Source organism: Ketobacter sp. MCCC 1A13808, from assembly GCF_009746715.1.
In the GTDB taxonomy this organism is placed as follows: Bacteria; Pseudomonadota; Gammaproteobacteria; order Pseudomonadales; family Ketobacteraceae; genus Ketobacter.
Map to the genome: position 1 here is coordinate 1 of NZ_VRKW01000002.1, position 26,562 is coordinate 26,562.

At 49.9% G+C, this 26,562-nt stretch carries 19 protein-coding genes; 6 read left to right on the plus strand and 13 right to left on the minus strand.

What is annotated here, in order from left to right:
- Positions 1–184, plus strand: a 184-nt coding sequence (locus tag FT643_RS23290; protein WP_232339859.1) for a hypothetical protein, incomplete at its 5' end; no start/stop codon positions are given.
- Between the two features lie 1,849 nt (positions 185–2,033).
- Here FT643_RS23290 and FT643_RS04070 read toward each other — a convergent pair.
- The 4 genes from FT643_RS04070 to FT643_RS04085 form a co-directional block, all read right to left on the minus strand.
- A complete protein-coding gene (locus tag FT643_RS04070) occupies positions 2,034–2,399 on the minus strand; it encodes a glyoxalase superfamily protein (protein ID WP_317621940.1) in 366 nt (121 codons plus the stop codon).
- Between the two features lie 1,209 nt (positions 2,400–3,608).
- Positions 3,609–4,148: a YgjV family protein gene (locus tag FT643_RS24000; RefSeq protein ID WP_156869471.1), complete on the minus strand. Its 540-nt coding sequence runs from the start codon at positions 4,146–4,148 to the stop codon at positions 3,609–3,611.
- Positions 4,149–4,619 (minus strand): GNAT family N-acetyltransferase, encoded by a 471-nt coding sequence (locus tag FT643_RS04080; protein ID WP_156869473.1) that lies wholly within the window; start codon positions 4,617–4,619, stop codon positions 4,149–4,151.
- Positions 4,620–5,217: 598 nt separating this feature from the next.
- A complete protein-coding gene (locus tag FT643_RS04085; RefSeq protein ID WP_156869475.1) occupies positions 5,218–6,138 on the minus strand; it encodes an alpha/beta fold hydrolase in 921 nt (306 codons plus the stop codon).
- 1,470 nt (positions 6,139–7,608) lie between these two features.
- Between FT643_RS04085 and FT643_RS04090 the strand changes: the two genes are divergently transcribed.
- On the plus strand, positions 7,609–8,586 hold the full coding sequence (locus FT643_RS04090) for an integron integrase (RefSeq protein WP_156869477.1): 978 nt from the start codon (positions 7,609–7,611) through the stop codon (positions 8,584–8,586).
- 72 nt (positions 8,587–8,658) lie between these two features.
- Here FT643_RS04090 and FT643_RS04095 read toward each other — a convergent pair whose 3' ends face one another.
- The gene (locus FT643_RS04095) at positions 8,659–9,345 is read right to left on the minus strand and encodes a TSCPD domain-containing protein (RefSeq protein ID WP_156869479.1); all 687 of its coding nucleotides are present in this window, start codon (positions 9,343–9,345) and stop codon (positions 8,659–8,661) included.
- A 29-nt stretch (positions 9,346–9,374) separates the two neighbouring features.
- Positions 9,375–11,531, minus strand: a complete 2,157-nt coding sequence (locus tag FT643_RS04100; RefSeq protein ID WP_156869481.1) for an adenosylcobalamin-dependent ribonucleoside-diphosphate reductase — start codon at positions 11,529–11,531, stop codon at positions 9,375–9,377.
- A gap of 612 nt (positions 11,532–12,143) precedes the next feature.
- Here FT643_RS04100 and acs point away from each other — a divergent pair.
- Together acs and FT643_RS04110 are read left to right on the plus strand one after the other, a co-directional pair.
- On the plus strand, positions 12,144–14,081 hold the full coding sequence (acs, locus tag FT643_RS04105; protein ID WP_156869483.1) for an acetate--CoA ligase: 1,938 nt from the start codon (positions 12,144–12,146) through the stop codon (positions 14,079–14,081).
- Positions 14,082–14,246: 165 nt separating this feature from the next.
- On the plus strand, positions 14,247–17,225 hold the full coding sequence (locus FT643_RS04110) for a hybrid sensor histidine kinase/response regulator (RefSeq protein WP_156869485.1): 2,979 nt from the start codon (positions 14,247–14,249) through the stop codon (positions 17,223–17,225).
- Positions 17,226–17,261: 36 nt separating this feature from the next.
- Here the strand turns inward: FT643_RS04110 and smrA are convergent, their stop codons facing one another.
- Positions 17,262–17,858, minus strand: a complete 597-nt coding sequence (gene smrA / locus FT643_RS04115) for a DNA endonuclease SmrA (RefSeq protein WP_232339860.1) — start codon at positions 17,856–17,858, stop codon at positions 17,262–17,264.
- Between the two features lie 323 nt (positions 17,859–18,181).
- Between smrA and FT643_RS04120 the strand changes: the two genes are divergently transcribed.
- On the plus strand, positions 18,182–18,664 hold the full coding sequence (locus FT643_RS04120) for a hypothetical protein (protein ID WP_156869487.1): 483 nt from the start codon (positions 18,182–18,184) through the stop codon (positions 18,662–18,664).
- 5 nt (positions 18,665–18,669) lie between these two features.
- On the opposite strand, the gene mpl is transcribed toward FT643_RS04120, so the two are convergent.
- A complete protein-coding gene (gene mpl / locus FT643_RS04125) occupies positions 18,670–20,013 on the minus strand; it encodes a UDP-N-acetylmuramate:L-alanyl-gamma-D-glutamyl-meso-diaminopimelate ligase (protein ID WP_156869489.1) in 1,344 nt (447 codons plus the stop codon).
- Positions 20,014–20,022: 9 nt separating this feature from the next.
- Positions 20,023–20,589, minus strand: coding sequence for a hypothetical protein (locus FT643_RS04130; RefSeq protein WP_156869491.1), 567 nt, complete (start codon positions 20,587–20,589; stop codon positions 20,023–20,025).
- Between the two features lie 189 nt (positions 20,590–20,778).
- Here FT643_RS04130 and FT643_RS04135 point away from each other — a divergent pair, with 189 nt between their 5' ends.
- Positions 20,779–22,041 carry a 6-phosphofructokinase gene (locus FT643_RS04135; protein ID WP_156869493.1) on the plus strand — a complete coding sequence of 421 codons (1,263 nt, stop codon included), beginning with the start codon at positions 20,779–20,781 and terminating at the stop codon, positions 22,039–22,041.
- Positions 22,042–22,121: 80 nt separating this feature from the next.
- On the opposite strand, the gene FT643_RS04140 is transcribed toward FT643_RS04135, so the two are convergent.
- The 4 genes from FT643_RS04140 to purU all read right to left on the minus strand — a co-directional run bounded on the left by FT643_RS04140 (position 22,122) and on the right by purU (position 26,534).
- Positions 22,122–23,792: an AMP-binding protein gene (locus FT643_RS04140; RefSeq protein ID WP_156869495.1), complete on the minus strand. Its 1,671-nt coding sequence runs from the start codon at positions 23,790–23,792 to the stop codon at positions 22,122–22,124.
- Between the two features lie 51 nt (positions 23,793–23,843).
- Entirely contained in the window at positions 23,844–24,782 is a 939-nt protein-coding gene (locus FT643_RS04145; RefSeq protein ID WP_156869497.1) for an oxygenase MpaB family protein, read from the minus strand.
- Between the two features lie 154 nt (positions 24,783–24,936).
- Positions 24,937–25,545 carry a TetR/AcrR family transcriptional regulator gene (locus FT643_RS04150; protein WP_156869499.1) on the minus strand — a complete coding sequence of 203 codons (609 nt, stop codon included), beginning with the start codon at positions 25,543–25,545 and terminating at the stop codon, positions 24,937–24,939.
- Between the two features lie 134 nt (positions 25,546–25,679).
- A complete protein-coding gene (gene purU, locus FT643_RS04155) occupies positions 25,680–26,534 on the minus strand; it encodes a formyltetrahydrofolate deformylase (RefSeq protein WP_156869501.1) in 855 nt (284 codons plus the stop codon).
- Between the last annotated feature and the right edge of the window lie 28 nt (positions 26,535–26,562).

Below are 26,562 nucleotides of genomic sequence, written 5' to 3' on the forward strand. Positions count from 1 at the left end.
CGCCCACATCAGTGGGCCGCTGGAGTGGAGCCGTTTTTGTGCAACAATGAGCGAAGCGAATGCACAAAAACGGCGGAACGTAAGCGGCTCCACTGCATGTGATGGTTATAATTTGCTTGGGGAAAACGCATTGCCTGCACCGCCCACCAACTCGTATTTTGTTTTGGCTTTTGTTGCATCGTAACTGGATAGAACTGTAAATTCCCGAAGGTAAGTGGGCCAACCTATCGAATTATGATGCTGCCGCCGATCACGCTGTTTGTCACCGCAAGAATGCACTCAAGGTTTGTGGCAACGGAATAAACCACGATCCGAATCAAGTGCACCGCTGCCAAAATTTGCCACGTCCTCGATGTCCACGAACCGCCCATGCACCCGGAACCAACTTGATAGGAACTACCATGGAGCCACAACACCTCAACAAAACCACGGCCCGACTATGGGGCAGTTCTCCCTGAACTAAATCGTTAGCTCAGTCTAAATTGCGGAGACAATGCAAACTCTAGTTGATCACTTCTAGCTTTATACTACTTAAAATCCTAACCGAACAAGCGGTAGCAGCGCCCTATTCAATTTACGAAGGTGTAGATGTAGAACCGCTTGGTCTTAAAAATATTTGAACTGGCAATTTATAACGCCCACATCAGTGGGCCGCTGGAGTGAGCCGTTTTTGTGCAACAATGAGCAAAGCGAATGCAAAAAAACGGCGGAACGTAAGCGGCTCCACTGCATGTGATGGTTATAATTTGCTTGGGTAAAACGCATTGCCTGCACCGCCCACCAACTCGTACTTTGTTTTGTCTTTTGTTGCATCGTGACTGGATAGAACTGTAAAAGCCCGAAGGTGAGTGGGCCGACCTATCGAGTTATGATGCTGCCGTATATCACGCTGTTTGTCACTGCAAGAATGCACTCAAGGTTTGTGGCAACGGAATAAACCACGATCCGAATCAAATGCACCTCTGTCAAGATTTGCCGCGCCCTCGATGTCCACGAACCGCCCATGCACCCGGAACCAACCCGATAGAAAACACCGTGAAACCACAACACCTGAACAAAACTACGGCCCGACTCTGGGGCAGTGCTCTCTGAACTAAATCGTTAGCTCAGTCCAAATTGCGGAGAAACCACTAAATCTAGTTGATCGCCATCAGCTTTTCGCTACTTAAAAACCCGACCGAATAAACGGGAGCAATGTCCTACCCCCCCGCGCTAGAGTAAATGTAGGACCGCTTGGTTTTAAAATTATTGCAGCTCGCAAAGTTATAACGCCCACATCAGTGGGCCGCTGGAGTGGAGCCGTTTTTGTGCAACAATGAGCGAAGCGAATGCACAAAAACGGCGGAACGTAAGCGGCTCCACTGCATGTGATGGTTATAATTTGCTTGGGTAAAACGCATTGCCTGCACCGCCCACCAACTCGTATTTTGTTTTGTCTTTTGTTGCATCGTAATAGGATAAAACTGTTGAAGCCCGAATGTAAGTGGGCCGACCTATCGAGTTATGATGCTGCCGTAAGTCACACAGTTAGTCACCGCAAGAATGCACGCAAGGTTTGTGGCAACGGAATAAACCACGACCCGAATCAAATGCGCCTCAGCCAAAATTTGCCACGTCCTCGATGTCCACGAACCGCCCATGCACCCGGAACCAAGCCGATAGAAATCACCATGGAACCGTAACACCTGAACAAAACCACGGCCCGAATCTGGAGCAGTGCTTCTTGAACTAAGCCGCACGCTCAGTCCAAATCGGGGAGAAAAAACTAGCTCTAGATGATCGCTACCAGCTTTAAACTACTTAAATTGCCGACCGAACAAACGGTATCAGCGCCCTATCCAACTTGCGAAGGTGTAAATGTAAAACTGCTTGGTTTTAAAAATAATTTCAGCTCGCAAAGTTATAACGCTTAAAAACAGCGGCCGACCGTAGCGGAGTAGTTTTTGTGGTAAAAAGAGCAAAGCGATACCACAAAAATTGCGTAGCGTAGAGAGGTCCACGATTGCGAAGCAATCGGTGCTGCTTTTTGATTGTTATGTGCTGATCTCGGTGCAAAATGTTAGCCTGTTGCCAAATGGGTCTTTAACAGACATATCATCTGTATCCCAAGGAGTTCTTTCTATGTGCGGTCCAAATTTGGTGTTTTTTTCGTGAAGTTCGCTGTGAAATTCTTTTAGGCCATCAGTTTTTATCCTCATGGCAGCCCCCGGGCAACAATCTCCATGATGTTCAGATAAATGTAGAACACAATTGCCTCGTGATACTTGCATATAAAGTGGGAGGCCATCTTCAAATCTATGTTCCCAGTCTACGGTGAAGCCCAGATAGTCTACGTAAAACTCTTTCGCTTTCTTTTCGTCAAATATTCGTAGAATCGGGGTAGTATTGCTGAAATTCACTGTATTTCCTTAAACATTTCTGCTGTGCATTTGGGCACATAACGCCGCTCAACAGCGGCCGAATGCAGTGGAGCAGTTTTTGTGGTAAAAGAGCGGAGCGATACCACAAAAATTGCGGAGCGTAGAGAGGTCCACGGTTGCGAAGCAACCGGTGCTGCTTGGCTTGGTTATGTGCATGTGGCTTAGGTATTGCCTATATATTTTCTAATATTTTTATGAATGGAGCGGAAATAAGCGATGTAATTTTAGGAAAAATTAAACCTAGCACCAGTCCTATAACGCATCCGTATAGTGCATATGTCAGAAATTCACTAAATGGAGCTGGTATTGCTCCATAAAATACTCGAACTATACATCCGATAAATGCTCCGCTAATAGAACCGAAAATAGCTCCTAATACTCTGGTTGAACGAGTAGTTGGTTCACGCCACCAATTTTTAAAATCTGCGAAAAACGAACTCATAAAATTCGAGATATGGTTTCCTAGCTTTGAATTAGTTGGTGAAAATAATTTCCCCACCATTTTTAACTATTGGCAAGAACCCAATATCTTGCTGAGCACATAACGCCCACATCAGTGGGCCGCTGGAGTGGAGCCGTTTTTGTGCAACAATGAGCGAAGCGAATGCACAAAAACGGCGGAACGTAAGCGGCTCCACTGCATGTGATGGTTATAATTTGCCTGGGTAAAACGCATTTCCTGCACCGCCAACCAACTCGTATTTTGTTTTGGCTTTTGTTGCTTCATAACCGGATAGAATTATTGAAGCTCGAAGGTAAGTGGGCCAGCCTATCGAGTTATGATGCTGCCGTATATCACGCTGTTTGTCACCGCAAGAATGCACTCAAGGTTTGTGGCGACGGAATATACCACGACCCGAATCGAATGCACCTCTGCCAAAATTTGCCACGTCCTCGATGTCCACGAACCGCCCATGCACCCGGAACCAACTTGATAGGAACTACCATGGAGCCACAACACCTCAACAAAACCACGGCCCGACTATGGGGCAGTGCTCCCTGAACTAAATCGTTAACTCAGTCTAAATTGCGGAGACAATGCAAACTCTAGTTGATCACTTCTAGCTCTAAACTACTTAAAATTCTAACCGAACAAGCGGTAGCAACGCCCTATCGGACTTGCGAAGGTGTAGATGTAAAACCGCTTGGTTTTAAAAATATTTGAACTGGCAATTTATAACGCCTGCGTCACGGGTGGCAAAAAGCGCAGCTTTTTGACATCCCGTGCACGCATTTGTTAGGCATGAATTCCCGCACAAGACCATAAATACTGGTACATAATGCAAGAAAGTTTGAAACCAATGCGGGATAGGATGAAATTAACAAATTATGCCCGACCCAACAAAACAAGCAACACAGCAGCAATATACGGAGGTGCTTGATGTTAATTTGCAAATTACCTATACAGAAAAATGCTAGCGCAAAAGTTGAAAATATAGATGGCAGACCATGCCACGTAAACCAAGACACCAAAGGGATTAACAGGAGCGAGACAAAATAAACTGATTTGAATCTGGGGTGTGCTTCCAGGGGGATGGCTAAGGTCGCTTGCAGCCCAGCAACAGCCATAACCGCCGCGCCAGTATGCGCACCCAATAACCAAAAGTGAACAAACATACAAATACAAGCTATCACTTGGCCAAGCAGCAAAAACTTACGGTGCTTGATAAGAGGCCACAATGCATTTGCGATTACCCCCAAAACTCCGAACGCCGTAGATAACTCCATTTAGCCTAAGCTCCGATTATCTTGTTCTAAAACAGCACGAACCATCTTTTGTGCAATTACTGGCTCGTGATTATATGTGGTTTCAAATGTCTCTGTAACACTGAAACCATACAACTGATACAAATTTTTTGCCGGTTGATTTGAACTTGCAACAAACAAGCATGGCTGCCCCTGGATAAGTGATAATAAAAATTCAAGTACCTTTTTCCCTACACCCTTGCCCCTAAACTTGGGATGAACAAACAGGGCTCGAATTTCGTTGCCACAAACAGCACCATAGCCAGAGATACAATTGTGATCCTGATATACATATATATCTGATTCCATTAGCCCACTTAATCTCGCCTCGTCATCTTTAAGCGGTAAAAGCGTAAATATCTGATCTTCAAAATTGAGTTCATCAAGTTTTGAACGATCATAAATATCGAATATCGCGTGCAAATCATCTTGTATATATGCTCGGATGCTCATTTTATGCCTAACGCTGAGCGCAACGGCGCGAGCTTGCGAGCGTCCGGCACACGAAGTGTGCGTATTGGCGCGTATTGTTAAAAGCTTTCACTGACTCCCCCTAAGTTTGGCCAATAGCTTTTTCCACTGTGACGATCTAACCACCAACGAGAGGCCGATGCATAGCTGAAACACCAGGCCGAGCGGCCATAGCAAATTTGAGTACGAAAATTCCAGTGAATGAGAAAGGAAGCCAAGCGAACGCGGCAAATAGGCTAAAGCAGTGACTACAAAGTATGCTCCTCCTAATTGAAGGAGAAACATCTGGCCCTCTTGGTCCAGATTTACGCTCCCTTCGCTGGGGCAACGGGCTAAGGCAGTTCTAGCAGCGACCAAAATAAGAAACGCTGCAAGTAAGCCCACGAGAGCTATACCGCCAATTAGAAAGATATGGACATATTCGGGAATCACCTGGCCTTGGTACTGCTCTACACTTGTCAGGAGCATCACCAAACTAGGTATATTCAAGATTACTTGAACCAACAGCCATAGCGAAAAGAGCCGGAGTGCAATTGCTGTGATATCTCTCGAAGTCATGTTCTACCTTTTAACGCCGCCATCAGGCGCGCGAGGTACGAGCGTCGGCTGCATGGCTTTGTTCAGCATGGTGAGCAATTTCATCTGCTATCCGAGGAAATAAGGCCTTTGGCAGACAATGCCCAAGCCCGTCCATTTCTACCAGATGGCCATTCGGCAGCAAATCCGCAATGTGCTTGCCATGGGGTGGCGGGTTGAGCGGATCCTCAGAACCCTGAATCACCAAGGCCGGAACGCTCACCTTGCGCAGCTCAACTCCTCTGGAAAGAGGTACTGGCGTCGCCATCGCGTGATTTCCAGGCTGTGCCCAAGTTCCGGCATGGTCTATACATCGTTGCTCACGAAGCCGAAAATCAGACGCATCAAGTTCAAGCTTTTCTCCTGAGAGGAGGGCCCACTCTTTTACGCGACGATCAAGTTCTTCTTCCATGCTCTTTGAGGGCGTTGCTCGTGCAGAAAGCGCTTCAAGCACCTCTCTGTCTGGAAGTGGCAGCCCATCCGGTGAACTCTCCCCTGAAAAGGCTCGACCGATATTGCCAACGAAGTCCACATCAAGTGCGGCTCCACACATAAGGGTCAAGCTGTGGAGCCGATCCGGGTGATCCAGCGCAAGCACTTGCCCTAACGTCGCTCCTATCGATAAACCCACGACATGTGCCTTGTCCACTCCCCATGCGTCGAGAATTGATACCGCATCTGACGACAGATCCTCCACGGTATATGGGGCATCATCAAACTCAATGAAGGTAGAGCGTCCCGTATCACGATGATCATACCGAATGACTCGATATCCCTTGGAAACAAGAAGCGCAACAAAATCATTTGGCCACATGAGGGCCGGCGCATTAGCGCCAGCGACCAAAAGAATCGTGTCGGCACCGTCCGAGCCAACCGACTCACTCCAGAGTGATCTGCCGTCCACATTCACAAATTTTTCTGGCATTCAAACCTCCTTAGGTATGCCTCCAAATGCTGCTGAACGCCCACATCAGTGGGCCGCTGGAGTGGAGCCGTTTTTGTGCAATAATGAGCAAAGCGAATGCACAAAAACGGCGGAACGTAAGCGGCTCCACTGCATGTGATGGTTATAATTTGCTTGGGTAAAACGCATTACCTGCACCGCCCACCAACTCGTACTTTTTTTGTCTTTTGTTCCATCGTAACTGGATAGAACTATAAAAGCCCGAAGGTAAGTGGGCTGCCCTATCGAATTGTGATGCTGCCGTAAATCATACCGTTTGTCACCGCAAGAATGCACTCAAGGTTTGTGGCAACGGAATAAACCACGATCCGAATCAAATGCACCGCTGCCAAAATTTGCCACGTCCTCGATGTCCACGAACCGCCCATGCCCCCGGAACCAACCCGATAGAAAACACCGTGAAACCACAACACCTGAACAAAACTACGGCCCGACTCTGGAGCAGTGCTCCCTTAACTAAATCGTTAGCTCAGTGCAAATTGCGGAGAAACCACTAAATCTAGTTGATCGCCATCAGCTTTTCACTACTTAAAAAGCCGACCGAATAAACGGGAGTAATGCCCTACCCCGCATGCACTAGAGTAGATGTAGGACCGATTGGTTTTAAAAATATTTCAGCTCGCAAAGTTATAACGAGAGTAGATATATGGAATCGTTAAGAAAGTTGGCGGTCAGCTTGCGCAGCAAGATGGGTGACAACTTTTAGATTCCATATCATCTGGTTGTTATATTGCGCTCGTCCCTCGGTGTTTCAATTCACCACCAACCCTTTTTTGAACGCGGTTTAAATTTAATAGAAATATAAGTGACCGTAGATTCACTCTACACTCTGAAGCGCAAGCCGTCGTCCGCATCAACTCGTTATGCGTGCGGCGGCTTGCGCTTCAGAGCGTACAGAAAGATGAAATCGCTGACCAGTTCCCTCACAGCTTTAGCTGGGTTTTTCACACACTGACTATGGACTTTATCGTACATCCAGCCCGGTATGATCCTGAGCGGGCGCACTATAACATTCTATTCAATTCCCCAAAACCACAAACCCATTGCGACTTGAGTCCATATATTTTTTGGCACCGCGCGACACATAAAAAATTTCACCCGAAACCTCAACCACTTATCTCTACGTATCAATCGCATCCGCAAAATGATTACGCCGCAGGTCCATATATCTACCCGGCACAACCAAATACCCTCAGGCACGCTACCGCCCCTGGGCAACCCCCAGTAAATTTAAACAAAAAAGCGCCTCCCCCCACTCATTCATTTGGGCAACAACTACTACTACTTTATCAAAGACTATCAACTGTATATAAATATAGTAGAAACAGGCTGATCTTTAACTCTACCGTGTCTCTCTGTTAATAAGGATAGCAGCCGAACAAGGGTTATTAAAAGCAATTTACCGATCAATCTGACTTTAGGATTTCATTAATGAAACCAAAGCTCATGGAGCAAGTAAGGGATACCATTCGGGCCAAGAATTACAGTATGCGTACAGAAGAAACCTATATTTATTGGATACTTAGCTTTATTCGATTTCATCGCATGCAGCATCCAAACACCATGACAGAACAGCATATCAGAAGCTATCTGGGTCACTTGGCGTTGCAACGGCACGTGGCACCCGCCACACAGAAAACAGCGCTGAATGCTGTCGTGTTCCTGTTCAAACAGGTTCTGCAAATCGATCCTGGGGATTTCAGCGACTTCCATCGCGCCAGCACCGCATCCCGCAAGCTGCCTACCGTACTGACACACGAAGAAGTAACGGCCTTGTTCCGGCAGCTGCAAGGCATTCCTCGACTATGTGCGGCGCTGATGTATGGATCAGGACTGAGGGTGATGGAAACGGTTCGCTTAAGGGTTCACGATATTGATTTTGATCGCCTTTCTGTTCTGGTTCGCGAAGGCAAAGGCCGTAAACAGCGATTCACGACATTAGCGCCAGAGATATGCCCCTTGCTCACAGCGCAAGTTAACTTGGTGCGATCACTTTACAACCTCGATGCCATGCGATCTGATTGGGATGGCGTGTATCTTCCCTATTCCCTGGATAAAAAGTACCCCAACGCACCGTTTGAGCTCGGTTGGCAATATTTATTCCCAACCGATAACTACTCTATTGATCCCAGATCCGGCAAAAAGCGCCGCCACCACATAAACACTTCAACGGTACAGAAGGCCGTTAAAATAGCAGTGAGAAACGCCGAAATTCGTAAGCCGGCCACCTGCCATTCGCTACGTCATTCTTTTGCCACTCATCTGCTGGAAAGGGGGGCGGATATTCGTACCATTCAATCCCAATTGGGACATACCGACGTCAAAACGACAGAGATCTATACCCATGTGATCAACCGGGGCGGGCATGCCGTGCGCAGTCCATTGAGTGATTTAAAACTGGGCCAATAAACGCAAATGCCGCGCCCCAACAAGAAGACACGGCATTGCAATGGTTCAATTGCTGAAATTTCTAGGCGGGAGTTAGCCGCACTTGGAATCACCACAACTTAAACAGGTCATACAGCCATCCATGTACACCACTGATTTGGTGCTGCATTTGCCGCACAGGCTTGCCCCTTCAGGGAAAGAGCTTTCTTCTTCCGCATGCGACATTTCAGGCTTTTTTGCCTGTTTCAGCTCCTGTTTTTTCTTTTCGATAAAGGCTTTCTGATGTTCATCCAACTCGCTTTTGATCATACCAATCATCTGCATATGGGTTTCAATCGCTTCCCCGATCTCAGCCACCAGCGAAGGCATGAACTTGCCCCCCCGCTTGAAATAACCACCCTTGGGATCAAACACCGCTTTCATTTCTTCCACCAGGAAGGTGCTATCCCCCCCTTTACGGAATACAGCGGAGATAACGCGAGTTAACGCCAACACCCACTGAAAGTTCTCCATATTCTTGGAGTTGATAAAGATTTCAAACGGACGGCGCTGCTCATGTTCGGTGCCTTCGTTCAAAATGATGTCATTGATTGTGATATACAACGCATGATCCGACAAAGGAGTTTTTATTTTGTATGTGGAGCCCAGCAACATTTCCGGACGCTCCACGCTTTCATGCATGTGCACAACATTGTTTTCGGGCTTCTTCAGTTCAGCAGCAGACTGATCTGCTTTCACCACTTCATACCCAACGATCTTGGATTTAATTTCTTTAGCCATGGGTTTTTTACCTGAATTCTCGTCGTCCATTAGAGTTTGCCGTAGTAACCTTCTTTCAAGGCATCATACAAGTTAGCTGCGCTGTGCGTTTCACCGTCGTAAATAATATCTTCGTTACCTTTGGCTTCAATCTCGGTGCCGTCTTCCAGCGTAAATTTATAAATCGTGTTTTCGATATCTTTCTCTTTCACCAAAACACCCTGGAAAGCTTCCGGGTTGAAACGAAATGTGGTACAGCCTTTCAGACCTTTACGGAACGCGTACAAATAAATATCACGGAACTTGTCGTACTCAAAGTCCGTAGGCACGTTAATCGTCTTGGATATAGACGAATCCACCCATTTTTGTGCAGCAGCCTGAATATCAACATGCTGTTCCGGTGAGACATTATCCGTCGCCGTGAAGTATTCGGGCAACTTCATATCTTCGTCATCACTGTAGGGCATTGCTTCGCTGTTAACCAATTCACGATACGCCAGCAACTCATAAGAGAATACATCCACTTTCTCTTTAGATTTGCGCCCCTCCCGGATTACATTGCGGGCATAGTGATGTGCAAAACTGGGTTCAATACCGTTGCTGGCGTTATTCGCAATGGAAAGCGAAATAGTGCCGGTAGGTGCGATAGAGGAATGGTGCGTAAACCGACTTCCCACCTTGGATAGCTTTTCTACCAACTCCGGTTCAACTTCCGCCAGCCTTTGCATATAGCGGCTGTATTTGGTGTGCAGGATCTTGCCTTTCACCTTATCGCCAACTTTGAAGCCGTCTTTTTTCATTTCGGGGCGTTTGCGCAGCATCGCACCATCGACGACGAAATCCTGTTCCATGATCGGCGCCGGACCTTTTTCCTGCGCCAGTTCCAGTCCGGTTTTCCATCCGGTCACGGCCATTTCCTTAGCCACCTGTTCAGTGAAATCAACAGAGTCGGGCGACCCGTATTTCATCTGTAACATGGTGAGGGTTGAGCCCAGTCCCAGGAACCCCATACCATGACGACGCTTGTTGGTGATCTCATGGCGTTGACGCTCCAACGGCAATCCATTGATTTCAACCACATTGTCCAGCATGCGCGTGAATACGGACACCACCTTTCGATATTCGTCCCAATCGAAATAGGCCTTATCGGTAAACGGGTTGCGCACATAACGGGTCAGGTTCACCGAGCCCAACAAGCAACTGCCGTACGCCGGCAACGGCTGCTCGCCACAGGGATTAGTTGCCCGGATGTTTTCACAGAACCAGTTGTTGTTCATCTGGTTCACCTTATCAATCAGGATGAAGCCCGGCTCAGCAAAGTCATAGGTGGACGTCATGATCGCGTGCCAAATTTTTGTGGCCTTTTCATGCCCGTAGATTTTGCAGGCCACCAAGCCTTTATCATTGACGATATAACCGTCATTGGCGGGCCACTCACGCCACACCACCTGGGATTTATCTTTCAGATCCAGTTTACTGGCGTCCGGGCTGTTGGCTTTGATGGGGAACATCAGCGGCCAGTCTTGGTCTTTCACCACCGCATCGATAAACTCTTCACTAATCAACAAAGACAGGTTGAACTGACGTAATCGGCCATCTTCACGTTTGGCTTTTACAAACTCGAGCACATCCGGATGGGACACGTCGAACGTGGCCATTTGAGCACCACGTCGACCGCCCGCTGAGGAGACAGTAAAACAAGTACGATCGAAGATATCCATAAAGGAGAGCGGGCCGGAGGTTTTCGCCCCGGCGCCGGATACATAAGCGCCCCGCGGGCGCAGAGTGGAAAATTCATAACCGATGCCGCAACCGGATTTCAGTGTCAGCCCCGCTTCATAGTTCTTTTCCAGTATACCGGCCATCGTGTCATTGACGGTGCCCGACACGGTGCAATTAATCGTTGAAGTATCCGCTTTATAAGCCTGGGCGCCGGCATTGGAAAGGATCCGGCCGGCGGGAATAGCGCCATGACGCAATGCCCACAGGAATTGCTCATACCATTCAACTTTTTTACCCGCGTCTGTTTCAACATCGGCCAGCGCTTGGGCCACCCGCTTAAAAGAATGATCAATGGAGGCATCTACGGCGTTGCCATCGCTATCCTGCAGACAATACTTCTGTTGCCAGATGTCCATTGAGGCTTCCTGAAGAGGGATTTCCTTTTCAGCTTGTTTCTCTACTGGTTGATAAGATACAGCGCTCATTGCCACCTTCTTATTAATTTGCATAAATATGTATTTGATATGGCCGCGGCCACATACCCGAAATGACGTGTTTGAAGATGCCGTCAGCGCCTTAATGGCACCGGCGGTACAGATGATTGATTCAGAGGACTACATTGCATTCCCGACTTGGCCTGACCTGAATTCAGGCAGAAAAAAAGATGTCGCATAAGCCACCTTCTTGGTGTGACAATTGTTAGCTTTTGTAATAATGAGCCATGCTTGATACCCTTGCACGGTGCGGTTCGGCCTGCTTTCAACCGCTTTTTCAGTCGATATTCCTAAATCGAATGAAATTAGACAAACACGCTATATCCGCTTCCCTCATGCCACCAACCACAATATCTTGTGGTTTCGAAAATATTCTAGCCACCTTTGAAAGATTAACAACCCTAAAATTTAATTATTTTTACTGATTGTAAATGGACTGTAATGTATACGTGCTCAACCCCCTATAGCCGCGCGGCCTATAGCGTTAGCACTCCCTTATCGAACAAGGTTTAACCATGTCTTTTTTGACTAAAGGATAATTGCTAACACGGGCAGGCAACGGTAACGTCGAGAAATAGCATTTTGAAAACAGGAGCTCGCACCATGTATAAAATCAAGAACCACCCTGTGGACCCGGACTACGCCAAAGACGCCAATATCACTGAACAACAATACCAAGCGTGGTACAAAGAATCCCTGGAACAGCCCGATCAATTCTGGGCCGCCCGCGCCAAACAGTTTCTTGACTGGTCCAAGCCCTGGAGCAGCGTCAATGAATACAACTTTGCCAAAGGCGAAACCACTTGGTTCAAAGATGGCAAGCTCAATGCCTGTTACAACTGCATTGATCGACATCTGGAAAAACGCGGCAATCAGGTCGCCATCATCTGGGAAGGTGACGACCCGAGCGAAGATCTCAGCATCACTTACCGGCAGCTGTATGAACAGGTCGGCAGGCTATCAAATGCCCTGCTCGCACAAGGTGTAAAGAAAGGCGATCGCGTCTGCCTGTACATGCCGATGATTCCGGAAGCCGCCTACGCCATGCTCGCCTGCGCCCGCATTGGGGCAGTGCATTCCGTGGTCTTTGGCGGTTTTTCGCCGGAATCACTGAAGGACCGGATTCTGGATTCCGATTGCCAAGTACTGATCACCGCCGATGAAGGACTGCGGGGCGGACGCAGCATTGCATTGAAAGAAAACGCCGACAAAGCGTTAGCCCATTGCCCTGATGTTCGCTGCTGCCTGGTGGTCAAACGAACCGGCGCCGAGATCGGCTGGAACAACAGCCGGGATGTTTGGTATCACGATGCCGTAGCCGATATGAGCCCGGATTGTCCGGCGCAGGAAATGGACTCGGAAGACCCTATGTTCATCCTCTACACCTCAGGCTCCACCGGCAAACCGAAGGGGGTTATGCACACCACAGCCGGTTATATGCTGGGTTCCGCCATGACGCACCGCTATATTCTGGATTACCGGGAAGGCGATATTTTCTGGTGTACGGCTGACGTAGGCTGGATCACCGGGCACTCCTATATTGTGTATGGCCCACTGGCTAACGGCGCTACTACGTTGATGTTCGAAGGGGTGCCGACTTACCCGGACGCATCACGCTGCTGGCAGGTAGTCGATAAGCACAAGGTAAACACGTTCTATACCGCACCCACCGCCATCCGCGCATTGATGAGCCAGGGCAATGAGCCGGTAAAAAAATTCTCCCGTGCCAGCCTGCGTTTGCTGGGCACGGTGGGCGAACCGATCAACCCGGAAGCCTGGGAATGGTACTACAACGTAGTCGGCGAAACCCGTTGTCCGGTGGTCGACACCTGGTGGCAAACCGAAACCGGCTCCATCATGATTGCGCCAATGCCTGGCGCCCACACGCTCAAACCGGGATCAGCTACAGTCCCCTTTTTCGGCATCGAACCGGCCTTAGTGGACAACGATGGCAACGAGTTACAGGGAGCCTGCGAAGGCAACCTGGTTATCAAACGCAGTTGGCCCAGCCAGATCCGCAGCGTATACGGTGACCACCAGCGCATGATCGACACCTACTTTTCGACCTACCCGGACACCTACTTCACCGGCGATGGGGCCCGGCGGGACGAAGACGGCTATTATTGGATAACCGGGCGAGTTGACGATGTACTCAACGTCTCAGGCCATCGTATGGGCACCGCCGAAATCGAGAGTGCCCTGGTTCTGCATGACGCAGTAGCCGAGGCCGCAGTAGTGGGGTATCCTCACGACATCAAAGGTCAAGGTGTCTATGCTTACGTGACGCTCATGGCGGGCATTCAACCGAGCGAGGCGTTACGCAAAGAACTACTGGACGCCGTTTCAAAAGAGATTGGTGCTATCGCAAAGCCGGACCTGATTCAATGGGCACCCGGATTACCGAAAACCCGGTCCGGTAAAATTATGCGCCGGATCCTGCGTAAGATTGCAGCTAACGAACTGGATACATTGGGTGATACATCAACGCTGGCTGACCCGGCCGTAGTAAACGAATTGATTGATAACCGGGCCAATCGATAAAGCGTAATCCCGGCATCATCTGGCAGTTATTCGTCCTCGCCCACTCCGGTGCACTCGTGTTACCGGAGTGGTTTGTTTGTAGTTAGGCTTTGTGTTGAAAGCCGATCATGCTCGCTCAACTATTGAGCTATAGTTTACATACAAACTCACATCTATGGACATACTGTGACGCCAACCTCGGTTGAACGCAGCAGGGTCTCGACAACCAACCCCGTGACGTTCACTAGCATATTGTTTTTATTGGCTTTTATTGCCCAGCCTGTGCTCAGCTACGGCACTGAAACGGCCATAGTGGAAGCGGGCTTTCTGCAATTACACGTTGGCCAATACACCCGTTATCACCTGGATGATACGCAATCCCAAACCCTCTCCGATGTCCGCTCCTTAGCCCCTGACCAATGGTTCTCAGCCACGTCAGAAGCCCCCGCTTTTGGTTTTAGTGCCGATCACCTCTGGATGCAGATTCCAGTTCACAACCAAACTGACGACATCGCCCGCCTTGCGCTGGAAATCGCATACCCGGTTCTGGATCACGTTGACGTCTATGTCCTCACAGAGCCGGTAGCCGGGGTTGCGGATGTCCCTGCGCCGCTAACAGAAACACACTATCGAATGGGGGATACCTATCCTTTCCATGATCGTCCCGCCAACCACCGCAACTTTGTCATCCCGTTTCAATTGCCACCGTCCGCTGATGCCACGCTGTACCTGATGATTGCCAGCTCAGGCGCACTGGAAGCGCCGGTCATATTATGGGATTACGAGCACTTTTTTGAAAACCAACAATCCTCGCTTGTGGGGCAGGGTTTGTATTTCGGCATCATGATCGTGATGATTTTATACAACCTGTTTATCTATCTAAGCGTCCGCCATGTGAGCTACCTCTACTACACCGGAGCGGCGCTTTCCTGTGCCCTGTTTGTCGCCGGATTACATGGCATCGGTTTCCAGTTTATCTGGCCCACGCTGCCCGCTATCAACAGCATTATTCTGCCCGCCAGCATCAGCGGCTTCGCATTCACCACGATCTTTTTTACTATTACCCTGCTCGACGTGAAGCGGCTCGCCCCCAAACTATACAAACTCAAGATTGCTTTTGCCGTGTTCTTTGCCGCCATGTTTGTCTTAAGCATGGTTTTACCTTATCACTTGGCCATACAAATGGTCGCCTTCATCGGAGTGCCAAGTATTTTACTGAGCCTGTATACAGGGGCTTATATGCTGCACCGGGGGCAGCGCGCTGCGCGTTTTTTCCTGCTCGCCTGGAGCAGCCTCCTGGTTTCATTCTTGCTGACGACATTCAGTAAATTCGGATTAATTCCGGCCAGCACCTGGATAGAACATTCAGTTCAAATAGGCTCCGCACTGGAGGTTATCCTATTATCGTTTGCGTTAGCGGACCGTATTAACGAAGAGCGAAAAGCCAAGCATCGGGCGCAACAAGAAGCGCTGGAGAATGAAAAGCGGGCGCGACAGGAACAAAGCCGTTATCTGCAACTACGATACCAGGCTGAATTGGATGAGCTTAAATCCAAGCAACAAATATTCGAAGCTCGCGCCGAGAGCAAAGCGAAGGGCGATTTTCTGGCAACCATGAGCCATGAGATCCGCACCCCCATGAACGGCGTACTGGGTATGGCGGATTTGTTGCACGATACAGAGCTGAATGAAAATCAGCGCCACTACCTCAACGTGATCACCAATTCAGGAAAAGCCTTACTCAATGTCATCAACGACATTTTGGATTATTCCAAAATTGCAGCCGGTAAAATGGAGTTGGAGCATATTGATTTTGATCTTGATCAACTCTGTGTCGAGTGCACATCCATATTCACCGTGACGGCCGAACGCAAAAACCTGGAATTAATCTATTCTATGGAGCCCGGCACGCCGGCTTTTATCAAGTCGGATCCCTCGCGCTTACGTCAGGTGATTCTCAACCTGCTCGGTAACGCCTTTAAATTCACCCATGAGGGCAGCGTACACCTGTCGGTTTCAGAGCTACCGTCTGCGAACAATCAACACCACATACTGCGCTTTGAGGTGCGGGATACGGGTATCGGAATCGACCCACAAACACAGCAAAAATTATTTAATGCCTTTGCCCAGGCGGACAACCGTGTTGCCCGCCAATTCGGCGGAACCGGATTGGGTCTGAGCATTTCGAAAAACCTGGCCCAACTGATGGGCGGTGAGGTTGGCATTGAAAGCACTCCCAATATCGGCAGTTGCTTCTGGTTCACTATTCAATGTGAAAGTGCCAGTCCGGCGTTCACCCGCGAACGTATCGTTCCTCTGACCGTTTTAAAAGGACGCCGCTTATTAGTGGTGGACAGCTCACCGGAGTTTGCACGCATGGTGTGTGAACAGGCTAAATCCTGGGGCATGCACGTTCAGTCCACGCAACAGGCGTCACACGCGTTGCAAATACTGAAGCAAGCCAGCGCAGCCGGTACGCCATTCGAAATCGTCACCCTGGATAGAAATCTTACCGACATGAAAGGGCTGGACTGCGCGCGGGCCATTAAGGAATCCGATGCGATTACAGACTGCCAATGCATCCTCCTCACGGCTTCTCACAATCAGCCCGCCCAGAGCGAATTAACCAAAGCCAACATTACGCTGTGCATGCAAAAGCCCGCCTCCGGGCGCTCACTACGTCAGGTTGTCATCAGCGTCATCAACGCGCTAAAAGAGCAGGCAATTGCCCACGCAGAATCCCCGCCGTCACTCATCGAAGGCAAATCCATCCTGGTGGTGGAAGACAACAACGTCAATCAGATGGTAATTGTCGGCATGCTGAAAAAGCTCAAACTGAAATACACGGTCGCGGAAAACGGACAAGCCGCCCTGAATCTGTATAACCGCCAACATAACGACTTTGACTTGGTTCTAATGGATTGCGAAATGCCGATTATGGACGGCTACACCACGGCGGAAAACATTCGCTTGCAGGAAGCCAAACTCAATCTCGACCCGATTCCGATTATCGCCCTGACCGCTCATGTACTGCAGGAACACCGGATCAAAGCCGCTGCCGCAGGCATGGACGCCCATGTGAATAAGCCGGTGGATTTCATAAAACTAACAGATACCCTTACCCGGCACCTGTTGTTTGATGAGCCGGATTCAGCCAGAGCCTGAGCCGCTTCCGGTTTCGTATCCCTCCCTTACGCGCGGCTAACGCCCTCGCAAATGGCGCTCACGATTTTCCTGTTTCTTGGCTTCATTTTTCTTCAGTAAAACATACAACGCTCCGGCGCCTCCATGCTGGCGCTGCGCACTGTGAAAGGCCATTACCTGGGGTAAATCCGGTAGCCATTTATTAACATAACTTTTCAACAACGCCGGCGGATCACTGCGATCCCCTTTGCCGTGTAATATCATCACTGTGCGCACCCCATGACGGGTACATTCACGAATAAACTCAAACACTTCCTGACGCGCCTGCTCCACAGTCTTACGGTGCAAATCCAAAACCGCATCGACGGTATACTTGCCCAGTCGTAACTTCCGATACACCCCCTCCTGCACGCCACCCCGCTTGTATTCCAGGATATCGTGAGGTCCGACCATCTCCACATACTCTGACGTAAGCAGGTTTTCATCCCGCTGCAGCTCTTGCGCCGCCGCCTCGCGACGAGCCAGCTGAGCGTCGGTAGGGCTTTGTGAACCCCGCTGCCTTTGCCGTAAAGTAATCCTGCCCTGAGCACGCTGCAGCGGTTTCACCCCTTCCATCTCTGACAGGAATAAGTTGTCGTCATTATGCTCCATCATTACCGCCCCCTCTCTCACTGCCTTCACGGGTTCTGCACTGCTCGCAAAGCAGGCATTCATCAGATGCGGGCTACGCTTACCAGCCGGTGAGATGCACGCTTATTTGCTCTGATTGTTACATTAACCAGGGATCAATTGTACACTCTAAACACAAAATCTTAAGGGCGGGCAAGCGTCGGTATTTTTTACAAAAGTGCAACGAACAGAAGTCGTGATAGCGATAGCTAATTGATAAATATAGGCTTATTTTTCTGGCTCAAATTATGCTTGTTAAATATACAGGCTTTGATTCCGAAGATAAGCAGTAAGGAAATGTAAACCAGATGTTCAGATTTCAATCCATTCTATTCCTGATCGCAACGCTGATACTGGCTGTCGCTCTGACCAGTTCAGTGATCATTGCGCGGAATCACTCAATGGCCCAAATCAACATTGATACCACCAATTTCGTTACGGTGCCCTTTAATCCGGCCAACAATCCGGCCATTAACGGCTCGTTTAATGAACTGGCAAAAATCTGGTCACTGACTGAAATGCTCAACGACGTCCGCGTGCCCTACACCGTGGCGGCCACCCAACCAGCGTTTGATATGATTCTGGTCGGCTCGGTGCCGGCGGTTGTGGATACGGCCAGCCTCAAACGGGATTCGCTGGAAGACTATGTGTTCCAGATCGCGGCACCCGCGCCGGACCCGACATCCATCGCCTTGCTTGCCCTGGGTTTGATTTTTCTGGGCATAGCGCGTCGCACAGCGCGACGCCGCAAGCCATCAGCGCAACTTTCCGGGCCCGAGCCGAGTATATAAACGCGTTATAACGCCTGCACCAGCTTCTGATGAATGCCTCCAAAGCCGCCATTACTCATGATCACGATATGGTCACCACTTCGCACACCGGACACCAGTTTTTGCACGATATCGTCAACCGACGAATACAGTTCCGCAGGCACCTCACTGGCGCTTACAACTGAGTCCATTTCCCACCCCACACCCGGTGGTTGATACCACAATACCTGATCTGCTTGCGCCGTCGACGCGGTCAGATTGGCTTTATGGACACCCAGACGCATCGTATTGGAACGGGGCTCGATGACAGCGATAATACGCTGTTGACCAACCCGCCGTCGCAGTCCTTCCAAGGTGGTTTTAATGGCCGTAGGGTGATGGGCAAAATCATCGTAAACGGTCACTCCGCCGATTTCCCCCACCACTTCCATACGCCGCTTTACACCGCCGAACTGACAGAGTGCTTCCACCGCCAGCTCCGGTTTCACCCCGGCATGACGAGCCGCAGCGATGGCAGCCAGGCCGTTATCAACGTTATGCTGTCCCGACATTTCCCAAGCGACGACACCATACACGTGGCCCTGATAGGAGACTTCAAATTCAGACCCATCGGCGGTAACTGGTTTGCCTTGCCAGCCTCGCTCTCCAATTAACTCCTGCGGCGTCCAGCTGCCCCGCGCCAAGACCTCTGCCAAATACACATCGGCTTGCGGAAGGATCACCAGACCGTTGCCCGGCACGGTACGCACCACATGATGGAACTGCGTCTGGATGGCTTTAATGTCTTCGAAAATATCCGCGTGGTCGTATTCCAGATTATTCAGCACCAGAGTGCGTGGCAGGTAGTGGACAAACTTGGAACGCTTGTCAAAAAAAGCAGAATCGTATTCATCCGCCTCAATCACAAAAAAGGGATCATCCCCCAAACGGGCCGACACCGGAAAATTATTCGGTACCCCACCAATGAGATAGCCGGGCTGTAATCCCGCGTATTCCAGAATCCAGGTCACCATCGACGAGGTGGTGGTTTTACCGTGTGTCCCTGCCACCGCAATCACCCACCGGCCTTGCAGCACATGATCGCGCAACCATTGCGGTCCGGAGGCATAAGGTAATCCCCGATTCAGCATATATTCCACCGCTTCGTTACCGCGCGACATCGCATTGCCGACAATCACCAAATCCGGAGCCGGGTCCAGCTGCGCAGGATCGTAGCCTTCGGTTAATTCAATCCCCTGCTCTTCCAACTGAGTGCTCATCGGCGGATACACATTGGCATCGGAACCGGTAACCCGATGCCCCTGCGCTTTCGCCAACAGCGCCAGACTGCCCATGAACGTGCCGCAGATACCTAAAAAGTGCAGATGCATAACGAATCCTTAAGGTGTTGAAGTGTGCTCTGGTGGAAGGGGTTGTTCTTGTTGCAAGGCCTGCGCTGGCAAAAACGACAGACTGATGATAAACAAGCTGATCCACAGGGCAATGGCCAGAAAATTGCCTTGTAAACGCCCCAGCTCCATGGCGGAACTATAAATGCGCGCTTTAATCAGAATGTCCCAGATAATTAACATCAGCATAGCAAACCACAGCAATGAGCTAAGCCCACTTTCCGCGGGTAAACGGATACCGATAATCTGCACTGGAATGCTCAGCACACTAATAATAAGATCACTGCCCAGACAGGCCGTCATGGTTTGCGCAAACCGGTTACTCTGCTGTTTAAAACTAAGTACGCCAAACACCGCAGCACACCAGGCAAACAGCGCCGCTGCACTACCCGCCATCTTAGCAACCAGGTAGCTTGGCTCCAGTGCCAGTAGCATCAGCGCCGATAGTATTAATAAAGTCACCAACAACAGGCCCACCAGCGCCGGTGCATGCGGTACGTCTTGCGGCCCTTTGCGAAAAAGACAAATGTGCCAGAACAGGTTGAACAACGATTTCAAAGAACTCTCCGGGGAGTGAGCGGGACAATAAATCCCTAAAAAAGGCCGGTCATTGTGCCAAATACCTTGAGCCCTATTCAACACAACATGAATAAGGTGGCTATTTACTATATGATGCCGCCCAATTAATTATTGCCCTGATGGCACATAAACTACAGAAAATGAACGCCAATTTTCCGGGAGTTCCGAATGGCTAAGAAGAATGCGTTTTATGCACAATCCGGTGGAGTGACGGCTGTCATCAACGCCAGCGCCTGCGGTGTCATTGAGACGGCCAGGGCGTATCCGGATCATATCAACAAAGTCTATGCCGGTCATAACGGAATTATAGGGGCTCTTACCGAAGACCTGATAGATATTAGCCAGGAATCCAGTGCCACGATCGCTGCTCTAAAGCATACTCCGGGCGGTGCCTTCGGCTCCTGCCGTTATAAACTGCGTAGCTTCGAAGAAAACCAGCGCGAATACGAGCGCCTGGTACAAGTATTTAGAGCCCATAACATCGGCTATTTTTTCTATAACGGCGGTGGCGATTCGCAGGACACCGCTCATAAAGTGTCACAAATTTCCCAAACCATGGGTTACCCGATCACCTGCATCGGGATTCCAAAAACCGTTGACAACGACTTGCCTTTTACTGATTGCAGCCCCGGATTTGGCTCCGTCGCCAAATACATTGCAGTGTCCACTCAGGAAGCCTCGCTTGACCTGGCCTCCATGTGCGAAACATCCACCAAAATTTTCATTATGGAAGTGATGGGACGTCATGCCGGATGGATCGCTGCCTCAGGCGCTCTAGCGCGATGTGAAGCAGGCGACCCGCCCCATATTATCGTGTTTCCAGAAATCGTATTTGATCGTCCTGCCTTTCTGGAAAAAGTAAAACAATCGGTTAAAGACCACGGCTATTGCGTGATTGTGATTTCAGAAGGTGCGCGCAATCCGGACGGCACCTTTTTGGCAGACAGCGGCGGGAAAGACGCTTTCGGTCATACCCAGTTAGGGGGTGTAGCCCCCTTTGTGGCCAACATGATAAAAGGTGAACTGGGTTACAAATACCACTGGGCGGTCGCGGACTACCTGCAACGGGCTGCCCGACATGTAGCGTCCGCCATGGATGTAGAACACGCTTACGCTGTAGGCAAAGCCGCCGTTGAATTTGCCATCGCCGGGAAAAACGCCGTTATGCCCACCATCGTTCGCAACCCCGGTGAAGCGTACTCCTGGACCATTGGTGAAGCCAATCTGGCCGCAGTGGCCAACGTCGAGCAAATGATGCCCCGTGACTACATCAGTGACTGCGGGTTTGATATTACAGCTGCCTGCCGGGACTATTTATTGCCGCTGATTCAGGGCGAAGCACCACCGCCCTATGAAAATGGAATTCCGGTCGTGGCCAGGCTGAAGAAAATAAAAGTGGAAAAAGTACTGAATTCCCACTTTAGCGTTTAGTGGTAATGGGTTCTGCACTTTAGCAAAAAAGCCGGAGCGGAAGCCGCTTCGGCTTTTTTTTCTGATCGTTATCTGGACGGCTACTTGCGCAATGCTTTCTTGTCGATTTTGCCCACCGACGTAAGCGGTATCGCATCGACAAAAAACAATTCTTTTGGCACTTTATAGGGCGCCATATTGGCACGGCAAAACTCGATAATCGCCGCTTTTTGCTGCTCATCGTGTGCAGGCTCAGCATTGTTACGCTGCACGTATACTTGCACCACATCATTACCAGGCCGATCCTCATCTTCACGCCCGACCACCGCACACATTTCCACGAATGGAAGCGATTGCAGCTTGGATTCCACCTCCACTGAAAACACTTTGTAACCTCCGACAATCAGCATGTCTTTACTGCGGTCACAGATTTTCAAATAACCTTCATCATCCAGAAAGCCAATATCGCCGGTGTGCATCCAGACCTTGCCATCGTGCTCACGCAGCGCATCACGGGAAGCGTCCGCCATCGCCAGGTAACCGCGCATCACCTGCGGGCCACTCACCACCACTTCTCCAGGGACACCCGGCGCCAATTCCTCAACGCCATTTTCAGGATCCAGAATACGCAAATCGGTTGCGGGTAACGGCAGGCCGACAAAGCCGGGTTTAAACGCATTACCCGGATTAAGAGTTTGCACCGGTGCCGTTTCGGTCATGCCATACACCTCACAGAATTTACCGGTGCCAATAACGTTTTCCAAACGCCGGATTTCATCCACGCTGAACGGAGCTGCTCCGGATACCGCAATTCGCAATTGGCTGAAATCCAGCGCTCGAAAGGCTGCTGAATTCACCAGCATTTGAAACAAGGCCGGCACGTTTGCCAGAACGGTCGGCGGGAACGCGGTCATTTCACCACAGAATTGCTCGATGTTGCGGGGATCTGCAATTAACAGAAATGTTGACGCTGTGCGTATGGCGTTCATCATCACGGCGGCACCGCCAATATGAAATAACGGAAACGCCGATGCGACGGTTTCCATACCGAGACGATAACCGTAAAACACATCGGCCTGAACATTATTAACGAAAATATTCTTTGACGACAATTGCGCACCCTTCGGTTTGCCCGTCGTCCCGCCGGTATATTGCAGATACAGGATGCCGTCAAAATCCACGTCCACCTCGACCGGGTCCGTCGCCGCACCGGACAACGCAGTATTCCAGCCGGTTACAGGAACATCACCCAGGGTATCTACTGCAATCTGCGCATCCGGCAGGCCGGGTAAGGGTTCTGTGGCGGAGGCCACGATCACCTGCTTCAACGTGGCAATCCGATTCACCAGCAGGCCATGGGTCGCTGTGAATATGGGTTCAAAGGTAAGCAGCGCATGAACCTGCGCGTCATTACACTGATGAATCACTTCAGGTGGTGTCAATAAAGGAGAAACGCTGGTCACTTTCAGTCCCAAGCGAGCCGCCGCCGCCATGCCAATCACATACTGCGGAATATTCGGCAACTGAATGGCCAGCACATCGCCCTTACTGCAACCCGCGGCTTGCAAAACATGGGCAAATTTATCGACCTGATGGTCCAGCTGGGAATACGATGTAGTAACGCGGCAATACACTAATGCAGCACGGTCAGCAAATTGCTGACCGAAATCGCGAATATAATCCGACAACGTTTTTGCCGGAACATCTGGAATCTGACTCCAATCCAGCCCGAGTTTTTTATATGTATTCAGCCATGGCTGAGCATGCGTCATGACAATGTCCCTCTATAATCCGTTGCCTGGCCACGGACTAAAAATAAAAAGTTATACAGAAACCGGATCCTGATTCAGATCCGCTTCAAACTGATAAGCACCGGGATATCGACGGGAATCCTCTATGGCGCGCATGGCTAACGGGATATAGCGCAGGCGTTCAGGCATCACTGGATAGATTGTGCGTACGGACCAGGCAAACGCTTTAAATAGTCGCTGATCCGTTTTACTGAATTGGACGTTGAATTTACGGCGGAAGTTTTCCGGCAGGGTCGCAACCGTAATCTTGTGCATCGCCCAGCCCATTATGATCATCAACACTTTGAACAAGGCGTCCGGTACATACTTCATTTCTTCCGGCTTGGGATACCCGGCATAAAAACGGGGATCCATTAGATCATCCAGCACCTCGCCCCACTCCAGACGCTCTTCAATAATATAATTGAAGTGTTGCCAATACTCTGCCTCGGTGCGCGGAATATGCTTCTCATGAATACCCAGCATACGACCAAAACGCTGCCACTCCCTAAACAACTCGGCGCGCTCCTGATCCGCTACTGTGCGCCCGAAATATTCATACATGCGGAGGGTGGCATCAAAGCCGGTGATGTGCACCCATGAATACGCTTCCGGGTCTAAGGCGTGAAATTTTTTACCATTATTGGCAACCCCTTTGATGGAGCGATGCAACTCGCGCAAGCGTATTCCCATTTCGGTGGCTTTGTCGGGGCGGGCATAGATCACCGGCCATAACAGCCGGGTGGAATCTTTGGCCCGTCCCCAGGGATCGTGCTTGTATTTCTTTTCTTTGCCCACTGCCATATCAATAACCGGATGCGCCGATTGCAAAATAAAGGCCTGCGGCAACATCAGATGGAAAAGATAGGAACCGAAATTGCGCCAGGTGTGCGAATCCGGCCCCAATGGCTGAGGCAGATCCTGGGTTGACGCAGGAGCTTGGGATGATTGTTTTTGTTGAGTCCGGGCCATACGCCCTCCGCTGCCAATCGAATATGAGACAAAATACAAATTATGTCTATACGTATCGAAATGCAAGCAGATATCGCCCTAACCCGGATAATTTCAGCACCCGGGCGGAACATTTTGCAGGAAATTAAAGCAATTAGGTGGCGTGCGGCCTACGCTAAGGCGTTAGAAAAGGCCGCAAGTACGTTTCCGTAAAGGTGCGCAAAGACGCCTCATCCCCGGGGTAAATCACCCCTTTCGGGCTTAGCATCAATGACTGGGTCAGTCGCATTATCATTTCAGACAGCATCAGCAACGGTACCTGACGGATGTGACCCAACTGCTGGCCACGATCAATTTGCATGGACAGATACTGGCAGGCAAAAGTCATGATGATTTCGAAATCCGTGGTCAAATATGGCAGCACATGATCCGGCTCCGATTTCAGTAAGCGTTGCAGCAATTCATTACTGTGCACCAGCATCGAGAAGCGAATAAACGCTTCCAACAGCCCATCAAGTGCCGATGGCACCTGTGCGATCTCTTTTTCAATGATGACAATGTGTCGTTGCAAATCACGCAGTATCACGGCCTTAAAGAGCTGATCTTTCTCGCTGAAACGACGATACAAGGTGGCGCGCCCCATGCCGGCACGTTTGGCAACATCTTCCATAGTCGTGCGGCGTAAGCCGAATTCGATATACAGGGAACGGGCACTGTCCAGAATTCTCTGATTAGTGGCGTCCTCGTCCTCTTTTAATAAAATAGATGGAATTTCCAGGTTCACGGTGAATAGCACTCTCTTGTTTTTACCGGGTCAAGGTGGGCCGGGTTTTATCGGAGTTAATTGCTCTCCATTCTAACTGGCTGCAATCCGGCGTAGCAGACTGTCGAATCTGCTGCGCCTTACGGAGACCGGCATCAATCAAAAATAACGGTCTTGTTGCCATGAATGACGACGCGATCTTCCAGGTGATAACGCAGCCCCCTGGCCAGCACAATCTTCTCCACATCGCGCCCCAGGCGCACCAGATCGTCTTTATTATGGCGGTGGCTCACGCGCTCTACATCCTGCTCAATGATAGGTCCCTGGTCCAAATCCGCCGTGACATAGTGGCAGGTAGCACCAATCAGTTTCACACCGCGGTCATAGGCCTGGTAATAAGGATTGGCCCCCACAAAAGAAGGCAGAAAACTGTGATGGATGTTGATGACCTGCCCCTGGTATTGCTGGCACAGCGCGGATGGCAGGATTTGCATATAACGCGCCAGAACAATGGTTTGGGCCTGATACTTGGACAACAGCGTTTCAACCTGATCAAAGTGCCGCTGTTTATTGCCCTTCTCAACCGGGATGTAATGAAATGGTATATCGTGCCATTCCACCATCGAGCGCAAATTATCATGATTGGCAATGACGGCGGCAATTTCACAATGCAGTTCACCGCTGTGCCAGCGATACAAGATATCCGCCAGGCAATGGGACGCATGGCTCGCCAGAATGACAATTTTTTTCGGCGCGGTGGAATCAGTAATAAACCAACGCATCTGATATTCACGGGCAATGCTTTCAAACGCCGCGGTGAATTGCTGCAGATTCAGATCCAGTGAATCGGCGCGGATCTCATTACGCATAAAAAACCAGCCGGAATCCGCTTCTGAGTGATAACTGGCTTCGGTTAACCAGCCCTTATGATCACTGATGAATTGGCTGACTTTGGCGACGATGCCTACCTTATCCGGGCAGGAGATTAACAAACGATAGGTGTGTTCCATTCGGGGCTATACATTCTGATTACGGGGA

What these genes read in the sequence shown, in the direction of transcription:
- FT643_RS04120 (WP_156869487.1), top strand. Translation starts at nt 18,182, where the DNA reads ATGTTCAGATTTCAATCCATTCTATTCCTGATCGCAACGCTGATACTG.
- acs (WP_156869483.1), top strand. Translation starts at nt 12,144, where the DNA reads ATGTATAAAATCAAGAACCACCCTGTGGACCCGGACTACGCCAAAGAC.
- FT643_RS04095 (WP_156869479.1), bottom strand. Translation starts at nt 9,345, where the DNA reads ATGGCTAAAGAAATTAAATCCAAGATCGTTGGGTATGAAGTGGTGAAA.
- smrA (WP_232339860.1), bottom strand. Translation starts at nt 17,858, where the DNA reads ATGATGGAGCATAATGACGACAACTTATTCCTGTCAGAGATGGAAGGG.
- FT643_RS04135 (WP_156869493.1), top strand. Translation starts at nt 20,779, where the DNA reads ATGGCTAAGAAGAATGCGTTTTATGCACAATCCGGTGGAGTGACGGCT.
- FT643_RS04090 (WP_156869477.1), top strand. Translation starts at nt 7,609, where the DNA reads ATGAAACCAAAGCTCATGGAGCAAGTAAGGGATACCATTCGGGCCAAG.
- FT643_RS24000 (WP_156869471.1), bottom strand. Translation starts at nt 4,148, where the DNA reads ATGGAGTTATCTACGGCGTTCGGAGTTTTGGGGGTAATCGCAAATGCA.
- purU (WP_156869501.1), bottom strand. Translation starts at nt 26,534, where the DNA reads ATGGAACACACCTATCGTTTGTTAATCTCCTGCCCGGATAAGGTAGGC.
- FT643_RS04100 (WP_156869481.1), bottom strand. Translation starts at nt 11,531, where the DNA reads ATGAGCGCTGTATCTTATCAACCAGTAGAGAAACAAGCTGAAAAGGAA.
- FT643_RS04145 (WP_156869497.1), bottom strand. Translation starts at nt 24,782, where the DNA reads ATGGCCCGGACTCAACAAAAACAATCATCCCAAGCTCCTGCGTCAACC.
- FT643_RS04085 (WP_156869475.1), bottom strand. Translation starts at nt 6,138, where the DNA reads ATGCCAGAAAAATTTGTGAATGTGGACGGCAGATCACTCTGGAGTGAG.
- FT643_RS04080 (WP_156869473.1), bottom strand. Translation starts at nt 4,619, where the DNA reads ATGAGCATCCGAGCATATATACAAGATGATTTGCACGCGATATTCGAT.
- FT643_RS04140 (WP_156869495.1), bottom strand. Translation starts at nt 23,792, where the DNA reads ATGACGCATGCTCAGCCATGGCTGAATACATATAAAAAACTCGGGCTG.
- mpl (WP_156869489.1), bottom strand. Translation starts at nt 20,013, where the DNA reads ATGCATCTGCACTTTTTAGGTATCTGCGGCACGTTCATGGGCAGTCTG.